The sequence below is a fragment of the Paenibacillus sp. NPDC058071 genome, assembly GCF_042885235.1.
Classification (GTDB): Bacteria; Bacillota; Bacilli; order Paenibacillales; family Paenibacillaceae; genus Pristimantibacillus.
In genome coordinates, this window is record NZ_JBHVSK010000001.1 from 520909 (window position 1) to 539850 (window position 18942).

Consider the following 18942-nt stretch of genomic DNA (forward strand, 5'->3'; position numbering starts at 1 on the left):
TCGCTCCTTATGTAGGAGCGTGGATTGAAATACGATTAATTCACCTCAAATGTATGATTTTTCCGTGTCGCTCCTTATGTAGGAGCGTGGATTGAAATTCGCTGACATTGCTTTAGGAGGTGCGTATGGCAACGTCGCTCCTTATGTAGGAGCGTGGATTGAAATTTGCACCAGCCCCCATAGCGTCCCTCCGTGAGAGTCGCTCCTTATGTAGGAGCGTGGATTGAAATACCTTCCGCACATGTACTAATTTGCAAAAATCAATGTCGCTCCTTATGTAGGAGCGTGGATTGAAATTTCGCATCGCTGCGGCTAGGGCAGACGCTCGTGCAGGTCGCTCCTTATGTAGGAGCGTGGATTGAAATTTCGGCAGTCGCTACCGGACGTCGCATATGGTCAGTCGCTCCTTATGTAGGAGCGTGGATTGAAATTTCCAACTCCTTTCGCCTTGCATAGTACAGAAACGTCGCTCCTTATGTAGGAGCGTGGATTGAAATATATCGAAGCACAGCACGTTGGTCACAATTTCGAGGGTCGCTCCTTATGTAGGAGCGTGGATTGAAATATCTCGTCATGTATCATCGCAGGTATTGCCTCTATGGTCGCTCCTTATGTAGGAGCGTGGATTGAAATGCTGATATCGATCGGTCGGCCGTCATCTGCAAAGTCGCTCCTTATGTAGGAGCGTGGATTGAAATTGTTTGGTAATCCTTTAATTCTCGATTAGACATGTCGCTCCTTATGTAGGAGCGTGGATTGAAATGCGTCACGGAACGGGTTTAGATATTGCTGGACAAATCGCTCCTTATGTAGGAGCGTGGATTGAAATCATTGGAAGGCTACCTGAGTAGCGTAAATTCTCAGTCGCTCCTTATGTAGGAGCGTGAATTGAAATTTGTAACCTTTGCTATAGGCGTTTGCGTCTGCGCTGGTCGCTCCTTATGTAGGAGCGTGGATTGAAATACGATAAATGCAAAAGTATCTAACGAATCGGAACTGTCGCTCCTTCGCTCCTTATGTAGGAGTGTGGATTGAAATGCGCCGGCAGTCCGCAATGCAGCAGAGGCGATCACAGTCGCTCCTTATGTAGGAGCGTGGATTGAAATTCTTTGTTCGTCTTTTTTTCACGGATGCTGATATGGTCGCTCCTTACATAGGAGCGTGGATTGAAACACGTCAAAGGTATAATCGCCTTGTGTTTTTCCAGTCGCTCCCTACACCGGGAGCATGACTTGGAATCAATGCAAACGTCAAAAAGCCGTTCCAGGAAGAATTGGAACGGCTTTGTTTGATTTTTGTTATAAGTCCAAACCATTCAAACCGTTTACATCTCAGCCCCAACGCTGCTGGTTTTCCGGAAATCAGAAGGGTACTTGCCGAAGGATTGGATGAATAGCTTCGTAAAATGGCGTGTGCTGTGGTAGCCTACTTGCTCTGCTACCTGCTTGACCTGAAGATTCGTGTCCATCAAGAGCTCCTTCGCCTTGAGCATTCGAATGCGGACCAAATATTTGACGAACATGATACCGGTTTTTTTATGAAACTGACCGCTTAAATAATTGGGCGATACATTCAACAGTCCCGCGATTTGGCCGACCCCAATATCATCCATATAATATTGCTCAATATATCGGATGACTTCCTTCACGATGTCTCCTGATTCGCTGCTTTTCACACTCTTTGCGCGCAGCGCCTCCTCACCGCCCTGCCTCAACTCCTGCATGAGCTTCTGTACAAAAAGCTTTGCTTCCCCATACTCATGCAAAGGCAGAGCCTGGTAATCCCCCTTTGTCCGCCTTAATATCACCGTACTATACACATAAATCGCATGAGTATTGGCACCGGCAAGCCATTCAGCTTGTTTCAGCCGCTTTTCCAGTTCATTGACCGTATTATTGTAATTCAAGTACAAGTCCTCTTGAGCATATAGACCGCATGCGCACAACAAACGGGCTGCTTCCATTTTCCCCTCATCTGCTGCATTACGCTTGAGCTCCTCATAGTCCAGATTTTTACCAATGCCGCATACCGACCGCAATTCCGCCCAATTCTGAAGCTCCTCCAGCCGAAGCAAGACAGATTCGAACCCCTCGCAATCACCAGTTTGCATCACCGTTATATAGCAATTCGAACTCTGATAACGCTCAATAATCGGGCCTAATTTTTCGAAAAAGCCATATACACTTCTTCTTGCTCCAGCATCCTTCCCGGAGTCCCATGCCCCGATCGCCGCCAGGTCACCGCTCGGCAATGCAAGCAGCGCCAAGTTCATGCCAAAAGCCAGCTGCTCCTCCATGCATGATCGTAGTTCTTCATAAAAGCTTTGCTGCATACTTGAATTCCCAAACTCAAATTCTGCCTGATCGAAGTGGAACGTCCATGCAACGAACTCCCCTTGATAAAACATCGTACTGCGTTCTTCCTGCTTCAATGAAGTTAAGCCATGGCACAGTGCAAATACATTATTTTCAAACTGTCGATTCAGCAGCGTGATGTATTCTTTATTATTCCGGTAGATAAGATTAAGCGTCTTCTCTAATTCTAGAGGATCGATTGGCTTCAATAAGTAATCAGAGACGCCCATGGTGAGCGCCTGTTGAGCATAACTGAAATCCGAAAAACCGCTGAGGATGATCCAACTGGTCATTGGAGAAATCGTTTTCCCCCTCCGGATTGCCTCAAGACCATCCATTTTGGGCATTCGAATATCAGAAATCACGATGTTCGGCTTGTAATATTCAATCATCTCCAGCAACTCTTCGCCGTTTGTCGCTTCGCCTACAATTTGCCACGACGCTTCCATATCCTTGACCATGCTTTTCAGTGTTGCCCGAACCAGACTCTCATCATCAGCAATAACCATTTTCATTCGTTGTTCACGTCCTTGAACGGTATTTTTATGAAAACGTCTGTGCCTTGATCTAATACCGTATACACCTCTATAGATGAGTCTTCATAAGCCAGCTGCAGCCTCTCTCTTACGTTTTTCATGCCTACACCTTCACGCTTGTCTGTCGAATTAAAGCCTGCACCATCATCAGATATTCGAATAACGAATTGGCTCATCCGTTCATCTTCATCCATCCCAGGTTGGATAGAAATATGAATGGACAGCAGGCATTTTTTCGCACTCGGCTCGATTCCATGAACGAAAGCGTTTTCCACAATGGGTTGCAGCAACAGCTTAGGAATAGGAATATTTGGTATGTCGGGACTAACATAAATGTTGACGTCGAGCTTCTCATTAAATCTCATTTGCTGCAAATCACAATATCTTGTAATAAATGCAACTTCCTCTTTCAATGTAGCCCAGTCATCTTGCTCCAACGTATAACGCATCATACTGCTTAATGACAGAATCATTCTTTCCAGTACGGCAGTTTGGCCGGCACGATTTAAGCCAATAAAACTGTTAAGCGTATTGTATAAAAAATGAGGCTGAATCTGGGATTGTAACGCCCTGTATTCTGCATTTCGTTGTCCCAAAACAGCACGGAACTCGCTATCTATCAGCTCACTGAGCTGCACGATCATCGTATTCAGACTTTGACCCAATTGAGCGATCTCGTCATTGCCGTGAACAGGATAAGATGCTTTGAGATCGCCTCGCTGCACCCGCTTCATCACTTGTGCCATGCGCTTGAATGGAGTCACCATCCAGTGCGACACCGTAAAATACAGAACCAGTGAGACGGCCAACCCCGCAACAGCAACAATTCCCCCTACTAAATAAATGGACTGAAGCTGCTTCTGGGTTACGGATTCCGGAAACAAGACAACGATACGCCAATCAGAGCGACTTATGGTTTCACCGACCACCCGATATTTTTCTTGGGAAGATGAAACCATTAGTTTATCGTCATTCAACTGATCAAGGGTGTGTTGATCAAGAGGGCTGCTGGCGTAAATCAGCTTCCCTTTATTGTCCATAATAGCTGCAATGACCTCACGGTCAAGCTTAATTCCCTTGATCATTTTTTCAAGCACGCCTGTATGGGCATCCGCCATGATGACGCCTAACGGACGCTGCGAGTCAGGGTCTTTAATAAGCCGGGCCACAGAAAACACTTCTGTTTCTTCCCCTTGGATATAATCCTGCTTGTGTACGCTTATAAAAGCAACCTTGCCATCCTGCTGTATCGCCTGCTTATACCAGTCTTGAGCTTCGAACGGAAATCCCTCAACAATTTTAGTAGAATAACCGTTAGACGAAGCCATATATACGGAATGATCCATTGGAAGAAGAATGGTACCGAGAATGTCCTTGCGCATATTTTTAAGTGCGTTCGGCAAGTTAAACGACAGACTTCGTTCAGCCTGATTTTGCTCATAAGGCGTCAGTCTCTCGTATTTATAGGAAGACGCTTTCAGCTTAAGCGCCCACATGACTTCATCATCCATATAAGGTGCAATCGTCATACGCTCCAGATCGTCTAGATAGGTTTCAATGCCATAGTTCAGCGAGATCAAGGTCCTCTCTGTCTGTGTCGCTTCCTTATCTACGATTAACTGCTGGTAGTAGGATGGGATCGCAATAATAATAACAACAACGGGAAATACAATAGTTGCAAGGAACAAGATAGTCAATCTAACTCGAATAGATCGCATCTGTCCGACTCCCCCCATCCGGTTCATCTGATAGTCTGCTATCTATTCTAGCATCTTGCCCGGAATAAAGTTGATAAAAATATGCTCGCTTATCCCTTAACAGCGCCTGCGGACAGCCCTGCAACGAAGTAACGCTGTAGGAACAAGTAGATAATGCCCATTGGAAGTGCGCTGATCAAGGAACCCGCTGCCACCCAGCTGATTTTATTGCCGCCCTCAGAGAAGAAGCTGGATAAGGCTACAGAAATCGTTCTAAGATCCGTCTTCTGCATGAAGAACAGTGAGAATTGGAAGTCATTCCAAATCGAAACCCCATGAAGAATAATAACGGTTGCTGTAATCGGCTTAAGCAAAGGCAAAATGATTTTATAGAACAGCTTAAATTGACCTGCGCCATCGATCATTACCGCTTCATCCAATTCCTTCGGAATGGTATTGATAAAGCCCGCGTACAAGAAGACCGTCATTGGTAAGTTAAACGCAACATGAAGTGTGATGATTCCCCAGTATTGATTCATCCCGCCCAGATCCACCATGAATTTGTACAATGGCACCAAGCTGGTCAGCGGCGGAATAATTAATGCTGAAATGAACAGTAAATATACGAATTTATTCCAAGAGGTTTGTCTGCGAGACAGCGGATAAGCCGCAATAGATCCCAAAATAACGATTAGTACGATCGAGATCACGGTCACAATAATATTGTTTTTGAAGGCCGTTGCCAGGTTAGCGCTAGTCCATGCATTAATGAAGTTGTCCAAATATAAATAGTTCGGCAAAACCCATTTTGAGCTCAGATCATTCAGTTCTTTAAACGAAGTTGTGATTAGAATATAAAACGGTAAAATGTGAAGGCCGATGATAAAAATCGAAATGATGGAAAGCCCTATTTTTTTGCTCACGCTGCGACCTCCCTTTTGCGTAAAAACAGCAGCGAACCCAAGCTGATAATGGAGATAATGACAAACATTAAAATACCGATAGAAGCTGCATAACCTGCATCTTCACGCCCAAAATAGAGCTGGTACATCAGAGTGGACATGGAAGCCGATGAATATCCCGGCCCGCTGTTCGTCAACGCTGTAATGACATCAAATAGCTTCAAACCGCCGATTAGATTGATAACCATACTGATCGTAAAAGCAGGCGCCAATAACGGCCATGTGACATTCGCAAAACGTTTGAATGGTCCTGCGCCGTCAATTGTAGCAGCTTCCCCAAGCTCTTTGGGAATGGTCTGCAGACCAGCTAAAAATAATACCATCGCAATACCAAGGTACTGGTACGTATTAACAAATGTAATCAACCATACATTCAAATTCGGATCACCGAGTAAATTCACCGGTTTGTCCTGGAACAACAGCACAATGTCATTAATAGCCCCGCCATCATACTGGAAGAAGAAGTACCAAATGTAGCCCATAATCAAGGAGCTTACTATTACCGGCATATAAATAACGGCTCGAACCGCGCCCCGCATACGGAAGCTTAAATTCAAAAATAGTGCGTACAGCAAACCGATAACATTTTGCAATACCGCGCTGCCCACACCGTAAATAAGTGTATTTGTAATGACCTTGCCGATATCTGGGTCATTTAACATTCGTTTATAATTTTGCAAACCGATCCATTTATAATCCTGGTTGTATCCGTTCCAGTTGGTAAACGATATTTGAATACCTTTCAAAAAAGGATATACGATAAACACAAGGAATAAGATGAGCGCCGGCAGATAAAGAAGATTTATAGCAGCTCCGCTGCGAACAAAACGTCTAAATCGCCCTCCCTTATTCGAACGAACGTACACCTCAGCAGAATTTGCCTGATTAAAACCTGCCATTCCATCTACCCCTTAGCAAATAAAGTATAGGAACAGGAAGGGATCAGCCTCCCTGTTCCCCACTATTAGTTCGTGCGCAAACGCTCGTATTCTTGCTTCATTTTCTCGGAGAATTGCTCCGGTGTTACAGCACCTGCGAGCAGCGCTGTTCCTGTTTTGCAAAGTACATCCCACATGCCATTCGGCAGGTAAACGCGGTCAAAGTAAGGGAATACACGAACATCTGCATATTCATCAAAGTACTTGGAGAACTCGTGATCCGTCGTAACACCCTTCAAACCTGCTGCCAGCTTCGATACGTTGGCTACTTTGGCCAGATTTTCCGGTTGAGCAAAGAAAGCAATCAGCTTTTTGGACTCTTCCAGGTTTTTCCCATCCTTCCAAGCACCAAAGGAGTAGCGCTCGCCGCCAATCAGGATTGGCTCGTCTCCATCAACGATAGCTGGAAGCGGCATAATGCCGATTTCTGTATTTGGATTCAGCTTATGAACATCATCCGCAATAGCTGGGCCGCCGATAACAAATGCTACTTTGTCTTGCGCAAATCGCTGCGGCAAGTCGCTGCCTTTAGCTGTCAGTACGTCTACGTTAACGTATCCCTTGGTCTTGAGATCAAGCAGCATCTGTGCAAATGGCGTCCACTTGTTCCAGTCGAAGGTTCCATCGAGCAAGCTTTGCTCATCATTTTGTTTATGGCTGATGAACATCGAGGAAGCAAACAGATCCAAGTAACCGCCTACGGAACCGTTATCGATACCGGACATGAAGAACGGGGATACTTCACCATTGCTCTCTTTCGTAATTTTTTCAGCTGCATCTAGCAGTTCCTTATAAGTTTTAGGAACCGGAATATTGAATTTTTTCAATACATCTGCATTGTACGTCAGGCCGTCCTTCGCTTCGCTAAGCACAAGCACGTTTACCTTGCCAGTGTCGTCGGTTACAACGGGCTTGATCGTATCTGTCATTTCAGCAGCCCAAGGCTCGTCACGCAAGTCAGCCAAGTATTTGCTGTAACGGACTTTAGCCCATCCGTGTGTATCGAAAATATCCGGCAGATCATTAGCTGCCATCTTTACTTTCATGATGCTTTCATATTCAGTACCTGGAAATTGAAGGTCAACTGAGATATTAGGGTTTTGCTGCGTGTACTCATCAACAATGCTTCTTAATACTTCGTGTGCGGACTGCTCTGTAGTGGAGCTATATACAGTCAGCTTGATCTTGTCGCCTGAATCACCATTCCCTTTGGCCGAATCCGTCTTACCATCTGAACTCTGGGAACAGCCAACAGCTGTAACCAAGAGAACCAGAATCATTACCCATGCACTTACCGTTTTAAGTCTCATAACTTGCTTGTGCCTCCCTTTTTATGTTGCTGTATCCGTTACAAAAACAAATTTATCACACGTGATAACGTTTACATATGTACTAAATCTACAGTCAAAGCGCTATATTTTTCGATCGCTATTAATAGTTGACTGATCAGTTGTAGACTGAAACCGCAAGTAGACGAAATGTGCGCTGAGTTGTTTCATGATACAAAATTGTGCTCAAAACCGAAATCAGTTCTTGACATGAAGCGAGGGGAAAAGCTGCGTGTCCTTTACCTTCCGTAAGATGGTTGTGCGATCAACCCGCCTCAATCGATCCACAAGACAAGCTTGTGGAGAGGAGTGTTTTAATGGTCACATGGACAGCAGCGTTATCGTATCCATCAAGCGGTCCATTCTGACCGTTAGAGCAAAAAACAAAGCCTATTTCCTTTTTTTAAGGACACTAGTGACCGTTAGAAGATGATTTCATGCTATTCTCCGCCCCTATCCCTTGCTTAGGGACAATAATGTCCATAAACGAGCCGAATTTTCGAATAATCGACGCTAACGGTCACTACTGTCCATTAACTAGGCTCAATACCGAAAATCAGGGCTTGGCTCAAACCATCACTCCTTCTTTTCGAATGCAAAGTCTTGCTATAACGGTCACTTCTGGTTCAGACCTCACTAATATGAGGGTCAAGCACTGATTATGGTGTAGAGACAAAAATTGTTATTATAGTCCATTATTATTTTTTAATCCGGTGCAATGAATTTCAAAGTTCAGCCGACAACTCAGTTTACACCAAACTGAGCGTTGCGACGTTCTATTCTAGCAGTAAGATACTGGGAAGTGTATAATGAATGATAGTTGAACATAGAGTACTCGACCATTTGTTGGTAGGAAACAAGAGGCTGGTGCGAATGTGAAGCGCACATGAAATCCCTGGGGGATTCGCACCCTGCGTCTGGAGCGGGATTCGGGGGTTTTATTTACATTTACTTACATTCCGTAGCAACTTTTCTATGCCACTCGCACTAAAGCGTTTGCAAACCCTTGTCCTACAAGGGTCGAAATTGCTCGCTGTCGCTCCTTACGTAGGAGCGTGGATTGAAATCCCACCTAGCAAACCAATAATTGCGGTTTGTACTTGTCGCTCCTTACGTAGGAGCGTGGATTGAAATATTAAGCGGTAGGCATTCTATCGCTTCCTTCTCGTCGCTCCTTACGTAGGAGCGTGGATTGAAATTATATGAGGGGGGGGTGTCGGTGACCCATAAGCGTCGCTCCTTACGTAGGAGCGTGGATTGAAATACGTTTGGTATTCCGGTGTCTATAGGCGTACCCGAACGTCGCTCCTTACGTAGGAGCGTGGATTGAAATATCGGTAGTTTAGGCAATAAGACCGATGTTACTTGTCGCTCCTTACGTAGGAGCGTGGCATTGAAATCTCAGTCGCTTGCGGGAAGTCCGCCATTACGCCAGCGTCGCTCCTTACGTAGGAGCGTGGATTGAAATTCGCTTCCCGGCATTACTGAAGGGTTGGCAGGGGTCGCTCCTTACGTAGGAGCGTGGATTGAAATCTATTTGTATCTTTTATCGATTCTAGCTGATTTTTCGTCGCTCCTTACGTAGGAGCGTGGATTGAAATTGCTAATTGATATGTTTCTGCGCTAGCCGGAAGCGTCGCTCCTTACATAGGAGCGTGGATTGAAATAGATTAAATCTAGTTTTGAGATCAGATAATGAGTAGTAGATCCTCACGTAGAAGCGTTACTTCTTATTACCGCTCGCATCCTTTTCTATTACTTATCTTTAGATCTAAACAAATGCTTCCCCCCCGAAATAAAACGAAGTCACCTCTTTGGCGACTTCGTTAACGTAACACTTATGTCTCAATAGAACGACAACACTTCCTTCTCCCCTATCCCATTTCCCTCTACGATTATGAAAAAGAAACATGCGGGGCCATCCGAACGACACGGTCGCACATGATTTGTGCATCCTCGCTGTCATGCGTGACCAGTATCGAGGTCATTTGCGCTTTCCGCAGAATCTCCTTTAGTTGCAGACGAATCTCTCCCCTCAGATCGGCATCCAAGCTGCTGAATGGCTCATCCATAAGCAGCAAATCCGGCTTTGGTGCGAGTGATCGTGCGAAAGCAGCGCGCTGCTGCTGCCCCCCGCTCAACTCATGCGGATAACGTTTGCGGTAAGCTTCAAGCTGCACAAGCTCCATCATCTCTTCCAAGCGTTGTGTACGCAACCGTCCGGACAAACGATGTAAGCCGAACAGTACATTTTGCTCTACCGTCATATGCGGAAACAACGCATAATCTTGGAACACCATCCCGATGCCGCGTTTCTCCGGCTGCACGAAACGTTTCTCGTCCACCATCTTTTTTCCGTTAATCTCTATGCTTCCTGCTGCCGGAGCCGCTAACCCGGCGATGAGCCGCAGCAATGTACTTTTGCCGCACCCGCTTGGTCCGACCAAACCCACGGTCTCGCCTTTGCGAAGCGTCAAATCAAATTGGCTAATCGTTTCACTCTCTGACGAGTACGCAAACGAAATGCCGCTCAATTTCACGAAATTTGCCGTCGTCATGCGGACTGTCTCTCCCCTATTCTGTGATAGATCAATACCGATACGACTCCAATGGCGACAAGGATAAGAGCCGGAACGGAAGCTTGGTGAATTTGCTCGTCGCTCGCGTATTGATAAGCCTTGGTCGCCAGCGTATCGAAATTAAAAGGCCGCAGCAGCAGCGTGAGCGGAAGCTCCTTCACGATTTCCATAAAAGCAAGCAGAAAGCCAGTCAGCACCGCCCCTTTAATCATTGGCAAATCAACGGTAAAAAACGTTCGGGTAAGCCCGCGACCCAGCATCCGCGACGCCTCGGCGTACCGAATACCTCTCTTCTCGAATCCCGTCTCCACCGCATTGAAGCCGACCGCCGCGAAGCGGACGATATAGGCAAAGACAAGCATCACAAGCGACATCGTCAGCACAAGCTTGCCTTCAGCATAACCGAGGAGCTTATAGAAGGAAGCAAGCCTTTCGTCGGTCGAAATAAATATGGCGAGCACGCCGATCGACAAGACCGCGCCGGGTATCGAATACCCCATGCCGATCATTTTCGTCATCGCAAGCGACCATATGGAACGATCAAAGCGACTTGCATTGGCCGCGATGCAAGCAAATATGATGAGCAGAAGCACAGCGAGCAGCGAAATCCCGATCGTATTGCGGATTAAAACCCAGAAAGAAGAATTGATGACATCGTCGTAGGTCCAACTAGCCCAAACTGCAAGCTGGATGACCGGAATTAGAAATGAAAGTGAAAATACAACGAGACATATTGTAAACGCCGCTCCTGCACCGGCCCCCTTAAGCTTTCTCCGCTGAAGCGGCGCTGAACGTCCGGTTGGCGAGCTATAGCTTTTTCTTCTTCTGAGCAGCCTCTCGACAACTAGCAGTAGGATCATTAAGCTCATGAGCAATGCAGCCAATCGGTTAGCCGAATCGATGTCATTCATGCCAAACCACGTTTTGAAAATGGCAGCGGTAAAGGATTGGATGCCAAAATGCTTCGTTAAGCCAAAGTCGTTCAACACCTCAAACGCAACAAGACTAGCGCCCCCGACGATCGCCGCCTGTGAAAGCGGCAGTACAATTCGAAAGAAGATTGTGATCGGCCCTTTTCCGAGCAGCCTTGCATTTTCGATAAAAGCAGCGCTTTGGCGCTCCAAAAACGTTTTAGTCACCAAATAAACGTAAGGATACAAAAACAGTGTAAAAATAAAAATAGCGCCCTTCATGGACAAGATGTCAAAATATCGCTGGTCGACCTGCATGCCAAGCGTATTGCGGAAAAAACGCTGGACGCTTCCCGTATAGCTAAACATGCTCCCATAGGTATATGCCGCTATATATGGAGGTATAGAAAGCGGCAACGCAAGCCCCCATGCGAAAAATCGCCTAAATGGAAACTCGTACGCTGCGACGAGCCATGCCAGGATCGCACCGATCATCACCGTAAAAAAAACAGTGCAAGCAACGAGGATGAGCGTTTCTTTCGCATAATCCGCTAAAAGGTAGGTCTGGATGTGAGCCCAATTTTCATTCGGCTTCCGAAATAATCCGGTTAAAATGTAAAGAGACGGAAGCAGAGCCGCGATGGCTCCGATTCCGCTTATTACAATCCAACCGTTCAGCTTGCGCTTTGTATCGCGCAGCATGACGGAAGGCTTCTTCATTATTTCCAACCTGCTTTGTTCATCAGTTCAGTCGCTTTTTTGTTATGCTGGCCAAGCGAGGCAAAGTCGATTTGCTGCGTTTTGAACTGACCCCACTGCTGCAACAACTCCGGCTTCTCCGCCGCCGCATTGACAGGGAACTCGAAGCTGCCGTTCGTCAGCATCGTTTGCCCTTCTGCGCTCGTCATAAATTCAATGAGCTTCAGAGCATTCTCTTTGTTCTTCGAGTGTGCAGCAAGACCGATGCCGCTAATGTTGATATGCGTGCCTGTCGTGTCTTGATTCGGGAAGAAAACACCAATGTTTTCAGCTACTTTTACTTCTTCGGCATCTTTGGAAACGAGCATTTGGCCGACATAGTACGTGTTCATGATCGCGACGTCGCCAACGCCGGCGACGATTGCTTTCGCCTGGTCTCGATCTCCGCCGTCCGGATCACGGGATAAGTTCGTTACGACGCCCTTAGCCCACTCTTCCGCCTTTTGTTCTCCGTTGAGCTCAATAAAGGAAGCTAGCAACGATTGATTGTACAAGCTGGAGGAGGAACGAACAAGCAGCTTGCCTTTCCACTGATCGCTCGTCAAATCTTCGTATGTAGACAATTGCTCAGGTTTTACGCGATCCTTTGCATATACAATAACGCGTGCGCGTGTCGCCATGCCTACCCAGTAGTTTTCTTTGTCGCGAAGTTCTGTTGGAACGTTGCTATTGATCGTATCCGATACTATCGGTTGAAGAACGTTGTTTTCCTTCGCATAATTTAGCACGCCGCCATCTACAGTAATGAACAAATCCGCTTCAGAGCCTTCGCCCTCCCGCTTCAAACGCTCAACCAATTCTTCCGCCGTGCCCTTGATTTCATTGACTTTAATACCCGTTTCTTTCGTGAACGCATCGAATAACTTGCTGTCGATATCGTAGTGCCTTGCCGTATATACATTTACCACCTGATTTTTAGCGCTGGAATTACCCGCACCGGATGTCTGATTCCCTTCTGACTTTTCCGTTTCCGGCTTGTTGCTATTACCGCCTGTCGCATTGTTCGCACCGCATCCGGACACGACTAAGGCGAACGCCAGTAACAGGATAAACATCACTATCGCGTTTTTCTTTCTCATTTTGATGCTACCTCTCATTCTTTTATTTGATAATGAATCTCATTACCAGTATTGTAACGAACGAAAATGAGAAAACGCTGTGAAAATGAAAATTCTTCTCATCAATCTAATGGAAGGGCAGTTTGAACGTTATCGTCGTGCCTACGCCTTCTTCACTTTCGATCGCGACATCGCCACCGTATTGTTCAGTAATCTGCTTCGCAATGGATAAGCCTAGTCCGAAACCGTCTTGCCCCCCGCCTCTTGCTTTGTCCACTCGGAAAAATCGGCTCCAAACGTACGGCAGCTCGTCTTCTGGTATGCCAATACCACGGTCAGCAACGGCAACCAATGCAAAACGTTCTGCAACATCTGTTCCACAGTAAACCAAAATGTCACGGCCCTCCCCGGAATACTTGACTGCATTATCAAGAGCGATGAGCAGAAGCTGCTCCAAATGATCGGCGGTTATCGCCAATTGAACGCCTGTTATCGCTGTCGTATCGATTTCAAACCGATAGGTAGGATATAGCAATGACATGTTCCGAACCGTCTTTTGGATCGTTTCCACAGCACTTGAGGCTTGGAGTTCGTGTTCGGCGATTGTCTTTTGCTCGGCTCGTGTTAACGACAGCAGTTGCTCGACAAGTCTTTTTAAACGACCAAGCTCATGCATAGAGATCTGGAGCGACTCACCTAGTAATGCCGGATCGTTTTTCCCCCATCGATTCAGCATGGCTAAGTGCCCCTCCAGGATCGCAACCGGCGTGCGGAGCTCATGGGAGGCGTCTTCTACGAATTGTCTCTGCTGTTTGAACGAACGCTCGACCTGTTCCATCATTTCATTAAAAAGACTCATCAGCGCATGCAATTCATCCGGCGGGCCGTCCAGCGGCATCCGTTCCTGCAATCCATTCTTCTTTACTTTGCGAATCGTTTCATTCATCGCCTGTAGCGGCGACAGCATCCTGCGGGACAGCAGCCATCCGCCAAATCCGCTAAGTACGACCGCCCCAGCCAAACAAAAGAGCATAACACGCGTATACGCAGCCTTTAAACGGCTAAACTCATCCATACTGCTTATAATTTCTACCGTTCCGTTGTAATCGAATATCGTTAATGGACTACGATAAACAAGCATGTCACCTATCACCAAACGTTCGGCCTTCTCCTGCGTCAAGGCGTATTCATGTCGATCGAGCCACTCGTCCGGGAAATCATCCTTCACCTCAATGATTGGCCTGCCTTCTCCGTCCAGTATGCGGATCATCTGTTTGCGATCGTTAACTCTCTCCAAATAGTTGCGAATGGTCGAGGTTTCCGATTCCGTGAAGGTATGCTCCGTTTCCAGCAAATAGTTCAAAATCTCACGCATATCCGCCTTGGCGTTTGCCTCTTGCTCCTTCACCATCCAGCGATCGACAAACGCAAATTGGATTGCGTTGTATATCACCATAAGCAGCAATAACAAGAATGCGGAGGAAAGCGTCAGCTTCCACTTGATCGGCAATCGGGCAATGCTGCCTCTCCATTTGCCGCTCATTTGCGAATCACGTAGCCGATGCCGCGAACCGTTTCAATCATACTAGGCTGGCCGGGACTATCAATCTTGTTTCGCAAGTATCTAACGTATACGTCCACGACATTCTTGTCTACAGCCGCATCATAGCCCCACACTTTATCGAGAAGCTCATCACGCGACAGTACGCGGTTCGCAAACTTCAACAGCGTCTCGAGCAGTCCGTATTCTCGCTTCGTCAGCTCGATTTCCGCTCCGTTTTTCATCACAATTCTCGCTTCAACATCCACACTCAAATCATGGGAAACAAGCAGCGTTCGCTGCTCCTCCTGTTGCTCCTCCAGCCTGCGGAACACAACGCGAATTCGTGCAAACAATTCCTCGATTGCAAACGGCTTGGCGATATAATCGTCTGCGCCGCTGTCGAGTCCAGACACTTTATCGGTAACGCTGTCTCTCGCGGTAATCATGATGATCGGCATTTTTTTTACCTCACGAATTCGTTTGCACACTTCAATGCCGTCCATGATCGGCAGCATTAGATCCAGTAAAATCAGGTCCCAGCTCTCATTCAACGCTAACTCAAGAGCAGACTGACCGTCAGCAGCAACCGTTACTTGAAATAACTCGCGTTGGAGCTCCAACTCCATGAACCGAGCAAAATTCTTTTCATCTTCTATCAATAAAATGCGTTTCATCCCATATTCCTTTCTGATCCGTTCCTATTAATTAAGGTTATGATAAATGATAATTATTCTCATAGTCAATGAGGTTCCTGATTTTTGTCATCAGATTGGAGTAAATATGATTTCCTATTTAGCCATTACAAAAAGCCGTCCCGGTGATCGGAACGGTTTTGTTCGCTGCTATTTCCAAAAATCACTTGCCAAGCCCATAAAGAATATAGTGGGTTTAAACTTCATTTTTTGGAGGGCTTGACGTTGATTCCAGTGTACCCCTATTACAGTCAAGAGACCGTGTGCAATCAGGTTCCGATCACCTTCCCGCCTCAGCATCAGGATGTGCAACCGGGGATTCAAGCGATCATGCAGCCACAGCCAATTTCCGATAACCCTAACTATATAGGAAGCGGTAAACTGGCAAATAAAGCTGCAATTATTACGGGAGGAGATAGCGGAATCGGACGCGCAGTATCTATCGCATTCGCTAAAGAAGGCGCCGATGTCGCTATTGTGTATACGCCTCGTGAACAAGTTGATGCTTTAACCACCAAACAGCTTGTCGAAAAATATGGCAGGCAATGTTTGCTAATCGAGGGCGATCTAAGAAAACCAGAATACTCGAAAGAAATTGTAAAACGAACGATAGAAACGTACGGCAGAATCGACACGCTTATATTGAATCAAGGCGTGCAATTCCCGCAAGAGAGCATTTTGAATATTTCGGATGAGCAGATGGAAGATACGTTCCGCACCAATATTTTTCCGAACTTCTACTTAACCAAAGCTGCGCTGCCTTACTTAAAGCCCGGAAGTACGGTCATCAGTACAGCCTCTGTAACAGCCTACCAAGGAAAAAGCCTGCTTCTCGATTACTCGTCGACGAAAGGCGCTGTGGTCACGTTCACTCGCTCATTGTCGCTTCAGCTTGTCGACTATGGCATTCGAGTAAATGCTGTGGCTCCAGGACCCATATGGACGCCGCTGATCGTATCGAGCTACTCTGCCGAATACGTCAAGACCTTCGGTCTTATTTCCCCGATGAAGCGTGCCGGGCAGCCGTTCGAGCTGGCACCGACCTATGTCTATCTTGCATCCGACGACTCCTCCTACGTGACGGGGCAAGTCCTTCACGTCAACGGAGGCATGAGCACGGAAACGTAATCAGAACGGCATCGCCGCTCTATCCATACCAAAAAGAAAGCAGAGCCTGCTCTTCGCAAGCCCTGCTTTCTTTTTGCCATCCTGCTGCGCTGTGCAGCTCTCATCCCCGAAAAGCTACAACTCTACTTTCTCATCAACCGTAAGAACCTGATCTTTGGGCCCAGAATAGATCATCGTGTCACTGTACACATCCGTTTGAAAACCACCAAGATACGGCTTCGGCCGATGCTGTGCCCAACCTGCTGCAATGCGCCCCTGTACAGATTGCCAAGCTTGAATGCCGCTTGTCGCATCCGGCCGTTCAACGTTGCACGCCCCGGCTCCTACTGCGCCAATGATCGTCTCTTCCGGAGTCAGACCCTGAACGAAACCGGCAAGAAAACCTGCTATCGTACAGTCCCCAGCCCCTGTTGTGCCGGCAACCTCGACCTGGAAGCAAGGAATATAGAGCTCCCGATTCAGCCAGTTGTTCTGAAGCTGCGGGCTATACCTTCCCGTTTCGGCCAGCCTTGCGGCATTAGCCGTCGTTCTCATATATAAGCCGTGCTCGCCTAGCTTCAAAACAACAATAGCCGCCCCCATACGCAGCAGTTCGGATGATAACTCCTCCAGCAGCTCGCCGTCGACATGCTCAATCAATCGTTCGCTGCCATATTGCTGCAGCATAGCTTCATAGCGCTCTCTCCGAAGCATATAGAGTATTTCCTCTATACTGGGATGGAACAAATCGACATCAGGCAATACAGCGGTTAAAATGGCTTTCCAATTCACTTGCCCCGCCGCCGAGTCGGGGTCCGGCTTTGCCAAATCAAGCGAGGTGGTTAATCCCGCTTCCTTCACCTTTCGCATCAGCCGAATCAGTTCCGCACCGTCGTCCACATACATTTGCCGCATCAACGGCGGATAACCAAAGTGGAAAAGCCCCGCATCTTCGAGCGCCTCCATCTCCACATCACTGGAATGGAACGTATCGTTCGCGCCCGTACAATGCAGGAACATCCGATCGATGCCTGGCGGACTAATGACGATGGAGTAGGAAGTCGGTTCGCCTTCGGCGACAATCATACCGTCCGCTAGCCCCTCTCCCTCCTTGCGGAAAACGGCAAGCACCGCCTCGCCAAAAATGTCGTTGCCGACCTTGCCCATCAGACGGACAGGCATGCCTAATCGATGCAGTGCGATCCCCGTGTTCGCTACGGCCCCTCCCGTGGAAATAACGGCTTGACCGACATCAACCAGCTTTCCGGGAATCATTTGAAAGCCTCCGCCCTGCACGGTCGGGATAATATCGAGACATACATGCCCGCCTACGATGACCGAGTACGGTAGCTTTATATCAGGCATACGCATTCCTCCAAATGGAAACATTTCAAGACGATAGACAAAAAAAATGCTAAACTACTATATAATTGCCGGATAAATGCCGGTTTTCAATGGACGGAGGTCTACTATGAACGATGAATTCGAAGTCATTAAGCACCCCCGAATTAAGTATATGAACCCTTTTCTCGTCCATTTATCCTATCGCAATTCGCATCTGCATAATGATTTTGAAATTTGTTTGTTGCTCGACGGCGAATTGACGGTAAACTCCAAAAGAGAAAGCTATCATTTGACGAAGCATTCGATGATTTTATTCAACCCGATCCAGCCTCATGAGCTGCGAGCCTCCCATGGAAGCGCGCTTATTCTATCATTGCAAGTCTCGGCAAAGTTTTGCAGCTCCTACTTCCCCGCTCTGCCCAACGTCGTATTCGATCTATCGAATCTGACAGACGGCCTTGCGGACGAGGATGCCCGCTCGTTATCGTCTTTGCTTGTCGAGATCGCTCATGTTTACTTTGAGCAAAAACCAGCCTACGAAATGGCGTGCGCGAGCTTGCTGAACCAATTGTTTTACGAGCTGCTGCAAAAAGTGCCGTATCATCTGATTAGCGAAGAAGAACGGGCGAAAAACACACAGCGTCTTCATCGGATGAATCGCATTCTCAGCTATATTGAAGAAAACTACGCAGGCAAGCTGCTGCTTTCAACGATTGCCGAACAAGAGAAGCTTTCGTTGTCGTATCTGTCTCATTTTTTTAAAGAGAACCTGAATATGACCTTCCAAGAATATCTCAATCAGGTGCGATTCGAGAAAGCGAGACAACTGGTCGCGCAAACCGACAGAAGATTAATCGATATTTGTCTTGAAAGCGGATTCTCCGACACCCGCTATTTGAATAGCATGTTTGTCAAACAAATCGGCTGTACGCCTAAGCAATATAGAGACAATAAAGCGAGCTGGGATAGGCATGGGACAACCTCGCACATGCAAAGCGGACAGCGGTTTTATTCCGAAACCGAAAGCTTGCAGCTCATGAACAAAATCAAGCAGACATTCATGGAAAAAGACTCGGTCGAACCAGCCTCTATAATACCTAGATGAACAGCCATTAGGGCGCATTGCCGCTGTGA

Annotated in this window: 13 protein-coding genes and 2 CRISPR repeat arrays; of the genes, 2 read left to right on the plus strand and 11 right to left on the minus strand. The window is 47.0% G+C overall.

Translation table 11 applies throughout. The annotated features are described in order from the left end of the window. Positions 1–66: 66 nt before the first annotated feature. A CRISPR array of direct repeats spans positions 67–1173; the repeat unit is 32 nt; unit sequence GTCGCTCCTTATGTAGGAGCGTGGATTGAAAT. 151 nt (positions 1174–1324) lie between these two features. From ACFVTB_RS02385 to ACFVTB_RS02430, 10 genes are all read right to left on the minus strand, one after another. Further along, positions 1325–2869: a response regulator transcription factor gene (locus tag ACFVTB_RS02385; protein ID WP_387744561.1), complete on the minus strand. Its 1545-nt coding sequence runs from the start codon at positions 2867–2869 to the stop codon at positions 1325–1327. Further along, positions 2866–4608, minus strand: a complete 1743-nt coding sequence (locus ACFVTB_RS02390; protein WP_387744564.1) for a cache domain-containing sensor histidine kinase — start codon at positions 4606–4608, stop codon at positions 2866–2868. The genes ACFVTB_RS02385 and ACFVTB_RS02390 overlap by 4 nt, the downstream gene beginning before the upstream one ends. An 89-nt stretch (positions 4609–4697) precedes the next feature. Further along, the gene (locus ACFVTB_RS02395; protein ID WP_387744567.1) at positions 4698–5510 is read right to left on the minus strand and encodes a carbohydrate ABC transporter permease; all 813 of its coding nucleotides are present in this window, start codon (positions 5508–5510) and stop codon (positions 4698–4700) included. Next, positions 5507–6448, minus strand: coding sequence for a carbohydrate ABC transporter permease (locus ACFVTB_RS02400; protein WP_387744570.1), 942 nt, complete (start codon positions 6446–6448; stop codon positions 5507–5509). The genes ACFVTB_RS02395 and ACFVTB_RS02400 overlap by 4 nt, the downstream gene beginning before the upstream one ends. Positions 6449–6513: 65 nt before the next feature. Beyond that, the gene (locus ACFVTB_RS02405) at positions 6514–7797 is read right to left on the minus strand and encodes an ABC transporter substrate-binding protein (RefSeq protein WP_387744572.1); all 1284 of its coding nucleotides are present in this window, start codon (positions 7795–7797) and stop codon (positions 6514–6516) included. Positions 7798–8850: 1053 nt separating this feature from the next. Further along, positions 8851–9482: a CRISPR direct-repeat array (repeat unit 32 nt; unit sequence GTCGCTCCTTACGTAGGAGCGTGGATTGAAAT). A gap of 228 nt (positions 9483–9710) precedes the next feature. After that, positions 9711–10373: an ABC transporter ATP-binding protein gene (locus ACFVTB_RS02410; protein WP_387744575.1), complete on the minus strand. Its 663-nt coding sequence runs from the start codon at positions 10371–10373 to the stop codon at positions 9711–9713. Further along, positions 10370–12025 carry an ABC transporter permease gene (locus ACFVTB_RS02415; protein WP_387744578.1) on the minus strand — a complete coding sequence of 552 codons (1656 nt, stop codon included), beginning with the start codon at positions 12023–12025 and terminating at the stop codon, positions 10370–10372. Before ACFVTB_RS02415 ends, ACFVTB_RS02410 begins: the two co-directional genes overlap by 4 nt. Beyond that, positions 12025–13143, minus strand: coding sequence for a Fe(3+) ABC transporter substrate-binding protein (locus ACFVTB_RS02420; RefSeq protein WP_387744581.1), 1119 nt, complete (start codon positions 13141–13143; stop codon positions 12025–12027). Before ACFVTB_RS02420 ends, ACFVTB_RS02415 begins: the two co-directional genes overlap by 1 nt. A 106-nt stretch (positions 13144–13249) precedes the next feature. Beyond that, entirely contained in the window at positions 13250–14665 is a 1416-nt protein-coding gene (locus ACFVTB_RS02425; RefSeq protein WP_387744584.1) for an ATP-binding protein, read from the minus strand. Then, positions 14662–15339, minus strand: coding sequence for a response regulator transcription factor (locus ACFVTB_RS02430; RefSeq protein WP_387744587.1), 678 nt, complete (start codon positions 15337–15339; stop codon positions 14662–14664). The genes ACFVTB_RS02425 and ACFVTB_RS02430 overlap by 4 nt, the downstream gene beginning before the upstream one ends. Positions 15340–15582: 243 nt before the next feature. On the opposite strand from ACFVTB_RS02430, the gene ACFVTB_RS02435 reads away from it, so the two are divergent. Continuing rightward, positions 15583–16485: an SDR family oxidoreductase gene (locus ACFVTB_RS02435; RefSeq protein ID WP_387744590.1), complete on the plus strand. Its 903-nt coding sequence runs from the start codon at positions 15583–15585 to the stop codon at positions 16483–16485. A gap of 114 nt (positions 16486–16599) precedes the next feature. On the opposite strand, the gene ACFVTB_RS02440 is transcribed toward ACFVTB_RS02435, so the two are convergent. Further along, a complete protein-coding gene (locus tag ACFVTB_RS02440; RefSeq protein ID WP_387744593.1) occupies positions 16600–17829 on the minus strand; it encodes a carbohydrate kinase family protein in 1230 nt (409 codons plus the stop codon). 106 nt (positions 17830–17935) lie between these two features. On the opposite strand from ACFVTB_RS02440, the gene ACFVTB_RS02445 reads away from it, so the two are divergent. Continuing rightward, complete coding sequence (locus ACFVTB_RS02445; protein WP_387744596.1) at positions 17936–18913, plus strand: helix-turn-helix transcriptional regulator; 978 nt, start codon at positions 17936–17938, stop codon at positions 18911–18913. The last annotated feature ends 29 nt before the right edge of the window (positions 18914–18942 follow it).

What these genes read in the sequence shown, in the direction of transcription:
- ACFVTB_RS02385 (WP_387744561.1), bottom strand. Translation starts at nt 2,869, where the DNA reads ATGAAAATGGTTATTGCTGATGATGAGAGTCTGGTTCGGGCAACACTG.
- ACFVTB_RS02390 (WP_387744564.1), bottom strand. Translation starts at nt 4,608, where the DNA reads ATGCGATCTATTCGAGTTAGATTGACTATCTTGTTCCTTGCAACTATT.
- ACFVTB_RS02400 (WP_387744570.1), bottom strand. Translation starts at nt 6,448, where the DNA reads ATGGCAGGTTTTAATCAGGCAAATTCTGCTGAGGTGTACGTTCGTTCG.
- ACFVTB_RS02405 (WP_387744572.1), bottom strand. Translation starts at nt 7,797, where the DNA reads ATGAGACTTAAAACGGTAAGTGCATGGGTAATGATTCTGGTTCTCTTG.
- ACFVTB_RS02410 (WP_387744575.1), bottom strand. Translation starts at nt 10,373, where the DNA reads ATGACGACGGCAAATTTCGTGAAATTGAGCGGCATTTCGTTTGCGTAC.
- ACFVTB_RS02415 (WP_387744578.1), bottom strand. Translation starts at nt 12,025, where the DNA reads ATGAAGAAGCCTTCCGTCATGCTGCGCGATACAAAGCGCAAGCTGAAC.
- ACFVTB_RS02420 (WP_387744581.1), bottom strand. Translation starts at nt 13,143, where the DNA reads ATGAGAAAGAAAAACGCGATAGTGATGTTTATCCTGTTACTGGCGTTC.
- ACFVTB_RS02425 (WP_387744584.1), bottom strand. Translation starts at nt 14,665, where the DNA reads ATGAGCGGCAAATGGAGAGGCAGCATTGCCCGATTGCCGATCAAGTGG.
- ACFVTB_RS02430 (WP_387744587.1), bottom strand. Translation starts at nt 15,339, where the DNA reads ATGAAACGCATTTTATTGATAGAAGATGAAAAGAATTTTGCTCGGTTC.
- ACFVTB_RS02440 (WP_387744593.1), bottom strand. Translation starts at nt 17,829, where the DNA reads ATGCCTGATATAAAGCTACCGTACTCGGTCATCGTAGGCGGGCATGTA.
- ACFVTB_RS02445 (WP_387744596.1), top strand. Translation starts at nt 17,936, where the DNA reads ATGAACGATGAATTCGAAGTCATTAAGCACCCCCGAATTAAGTATATG.